Origin of the sequence: Xenorhabdus yunnanensis, assembly GCF_028598805.1 — a bacterium.
GTDB lineage: Bacteria > Pseudomonadota > Gammaproteobacteria > Enterobacterales > Enterobacteriaceae > Xenorhabdus > Xenorhabdus yunnanensis.
This window is the reverse complement of record NZ_JAQRFI010000133.1, coordinates 1-2,321: the sequence shown is the minus strand read 5'-3', so window position 1 is coordinate 2,321 and position 2,321 is coordinate 1. Positions and strand designations below refer to the sequence as shown.

5 protein-coding genes are annotated in these 2,321 nt (G+C 44.0%); 1 reads left to right on the top strand and 4 read right to left on the bottom strand.

What is annotated here, in order from left to right; genetic code table 11:
* From PSI23_RS21070 to PSI23_RS21060, 3 genes are all read right to left on the bottom strand, one after another.
* Window positions 1-487 (bottom strand): hypothetical protein (locus PSI23_RS21070; RefSeq protein WP_273556908.1); only part of this gene is annotated, 487 nt, incomplete at its 3' end.
* A gap of 101 nt (window positions 488-588) precedes the next feature.
* A complete protein-coding gene (locus PSI23_RS21065) occupies window positions 589-984 on the bottom strand; it encodes a hypothetical protein (protein ID WP_273556907.1) in 396 nt (131 codons plus the stop codon).
* 21 nt (window positions 985-1,005) lie between these two features.
* Window positions 1,006-1,665 carry a hypothetical protein gene (locus tag PSI23_RS21060; RefSeq protein WP_273556906.1) on the bottom strand — a complete coding sequence of 220 codons (660 nt, stop codon included), beginning with the start codon at window positions 1,663-1,665 and terminating at the stop codon, window positions 1,006-1,008.
* A gap of 127 nt (window positions 1,666-1,792) precedes the next feature.
* On the opposite strand from PSI23_RS21060, the gene PSI23_RS21055 reads away from it, so the two are divergent.
* Window positions 1,793-2,077 carry a DUF2622 domain-containing protein gene (locus PSI23_RS21055; RefSeq protein WP_273556905.1) on the top strand — a complete coding sequence of 95 codons (285 nt, stop codon included), beginning with the start codon at window positions 1,793-1,795 and terminating at the stop codon, window positions 2,075-2,077.
* Here PSI23_RS21055 and PSI23_RS21050 read toward each other — a convergent pair.
* Complete coding sequence (locus PSI23_RS21050; protein WP_273556904.1) at window positions 2,074-2,280, bottom strand: hypothetical protein; 207 nt, start codon at window positions 2,278-2,280, stop codon at window positions 2,074-2,076. The two genes, PSI23_RS21055 and PSI23_RS21050, sit on opposite strands and share 4 nt — an antisense overlap.
* Window positions 2,281-2,321 lie beyond the last annotated feature (41 nt).

The window sequence follows — 2,321 nt, the reverse complement described above, 5'->3', positions numbered from 1 at the left end:
CAGTCGGTTTATCGGACTTCTGAAGATGTCTTGGTGGTTCAAGATCATTCAAAATAGCTGACGCGTAAACGTTAGCCTTTTGCCTGTTAACGGGGGCATAATCTTCATCTATGCGCCCGTTTGTTACACGACTGAACCAGGCGTCTGTTGCACCTAGCTGGATAATCCAAGTGACTGGATACTTTTCAGAACCGTGTACTCGTTTCAGAATTGACTTATCCATAGCCCTTGTTTCTTTATCTTTTACACACCCGATACAACTACCAACAAAAGACATCTCCTCAAAATAGTTACCACCTGAAATCACAGCCCCATCCAGGCTCATTACCCGATGCTGCTGGCGTTGTGATTCTTCTACTTTCTGAGATTGAAAGAGAGTTAACATCTTGAGAGTTGATTCTGCTATTTTTTCAGCTTTAGTCTCGCTACCGACCCGTTGAGCCGTTTCAATACCGTACAATACTGAATCAATGCATTCCTTTAGCATTTTAAGTCGTTCTATATCGCTAGATTTATTCATGTTTGTCACCAGATAGGATTATTTGATACGAAGTCATAAGATGGGACCACGGTCCCAGTTCATATTTTTTAGACCATATTAGCCATTGTGACCGCGGCCAAGGTCTCTATCTCTTTGTTCCGCTGGTTGAGTATGACCTGAAAATCAACGTCTCCTTTCTGCTTGCAACCGTACACCGTACCGCAAGTCATATCTGCCTGAGTATCAACACCGCCGACCAATATACAATCGCACAAATTGACATCCTCACCCGCTTCTTCATCCTTAGCCTCATCACTTCCGCTACCTCGTTTAGGATCTTCTGTTTCAAGAGCGATAAAGCTGTCTCTAATATTTCGTGCGATATATTTCGCCCTGTCATTATCAATATAGCGGCGAGACTCCATTTCTATATTGAGTGCATTCACTAAAGCTTCCCGTGCTGCTTGTTGTGATTCAGGTCTTAGTTCTTCAAATTTCATCATTAAGTTCCTTATATGGAAAAACTACTTCGCTGTTCGTATCGCCTCGTTCAACGCTTGACTGATAGCAGCAGGCATCAACGATTGAGCCATTTGTTGCGCCCGTTCCTGATAACCGAGTATCGGTTCAACTGGCAGAGCATCACCAAACCGAATAAGCAGTTTTGGCGGTCGCTGTTTCTGCCTCGGTCTGCGGGTGCCATTCGGTGAGCGTTTTAACCGCCTCTTGTTCTTTTTCACTTTCTTGGCTTTCTTACGCTGCCATACCCCATTAACATCATTGCCATAACGGGTGGATAACTCGCCAATAAACGTATCCTCTTTGCCTTTTAACTGACTCAGCTTATTTCGTGGCAGGTTTCCATGCTTGTTGAGTTTGACGTTCTTGGGGTTAAGTAAGGCTGACCCATTCAGTTTGTGAACGCCGCCAACCTCAAACGGCTCAAGATAACCGGCAGCGGTTGGCATAACGGACACTTTAGCGGTCAAATTATCTTTGCGAGCACCCTGACTTCTGACTGATTTCACCGTGAATGACGTTGGGTTTTCCAGTCTACGTTCTAACGCGGTTTTTTGAGCCTGTTCTATCTGGCGTGCCACTTTCGTTAACGCCTGAGCGGTGGCAAACGGGATTTGCTTTCGTATCTTTGCCAGTTGGTTGGATAGATCGTTGAGATTAGCCATGCTTACCCCGCAATTTCTTGTATTGCCTGCTTTGATAACCCACTCAGACGGCATGGGTTCCTCACTTTCCACAGTCAAGGAAAACTGATAGCTTGGTCACTCCACAGTCAAACGAGGAATAAGAAAAATGGCACAATTTACTGTTCGTATTGAACTACATAAGGCCGATTCAGATGATTACGATACCCTTTATGAGAAAATGAAAGCTAAAGGTTTTACGAAAACAATTACAGCCGATAGTGGCACGCGTTATTACTTGCCCTCAGCAGAGTATGATTACAGCTCCAATGCAAAAAATCGCAGTGATGTTTTAGACTTGGCGTACGGGATAGCCAAATCAGTAAAAAAGGATCCGTCAGTATTAGTGACTGAGTCTAAAGGTAGGACATGGAAAGGACTGAAAAAGACCTAATCAGTGTCTGCACAGTCTGAGTCACTCATGACACTAGGCTCTTCACTTTCCAAGGCCACAAATGCTTCCCTCACCCGGTGGCCTAAAAATCTCGCCGTGCTGTCTGGTAAATCAAATATCTGTTGATATTTTATTCTCAGCATATCCGCCAATACTTCTCGCGCTGTCTGTTGTGATGCTTCTGGTAAATCTTCAAATTTCATAATGACCTCATTTAGTTACACTGTGTTTTGATGTATTCCTG

Coding starts and splice junctions, on each gene's coding strand:
- PSI23_RS21065 (WP_273556907.1), bottom strand. CDS start 984: ATGATGAAATTTGAAGAACTAAGACCTGAATCACAACAAGCAGCACGG.
- PSI23_RS21055 (WP_273556905.1), top strand. CDS start 1,793: ATGGCACAATTTACTGTTCGTATTGAACTACATAAGGCCGATTCAGAT.
- PSI23_RS21050 (WP_273556904.1), bottom strand. CDS start 2,280: ATGAAATTTGAAGATTTACCAGAAGCATCACAACAGACAGCGCGAGAA.
- PSI23_RS21060 (WP_273556906.1), bottom strand. CDS start 1,665: ATGGCTAATCTCAACGATCTATCCAACCAACTGGCAAAGATACGAAAG.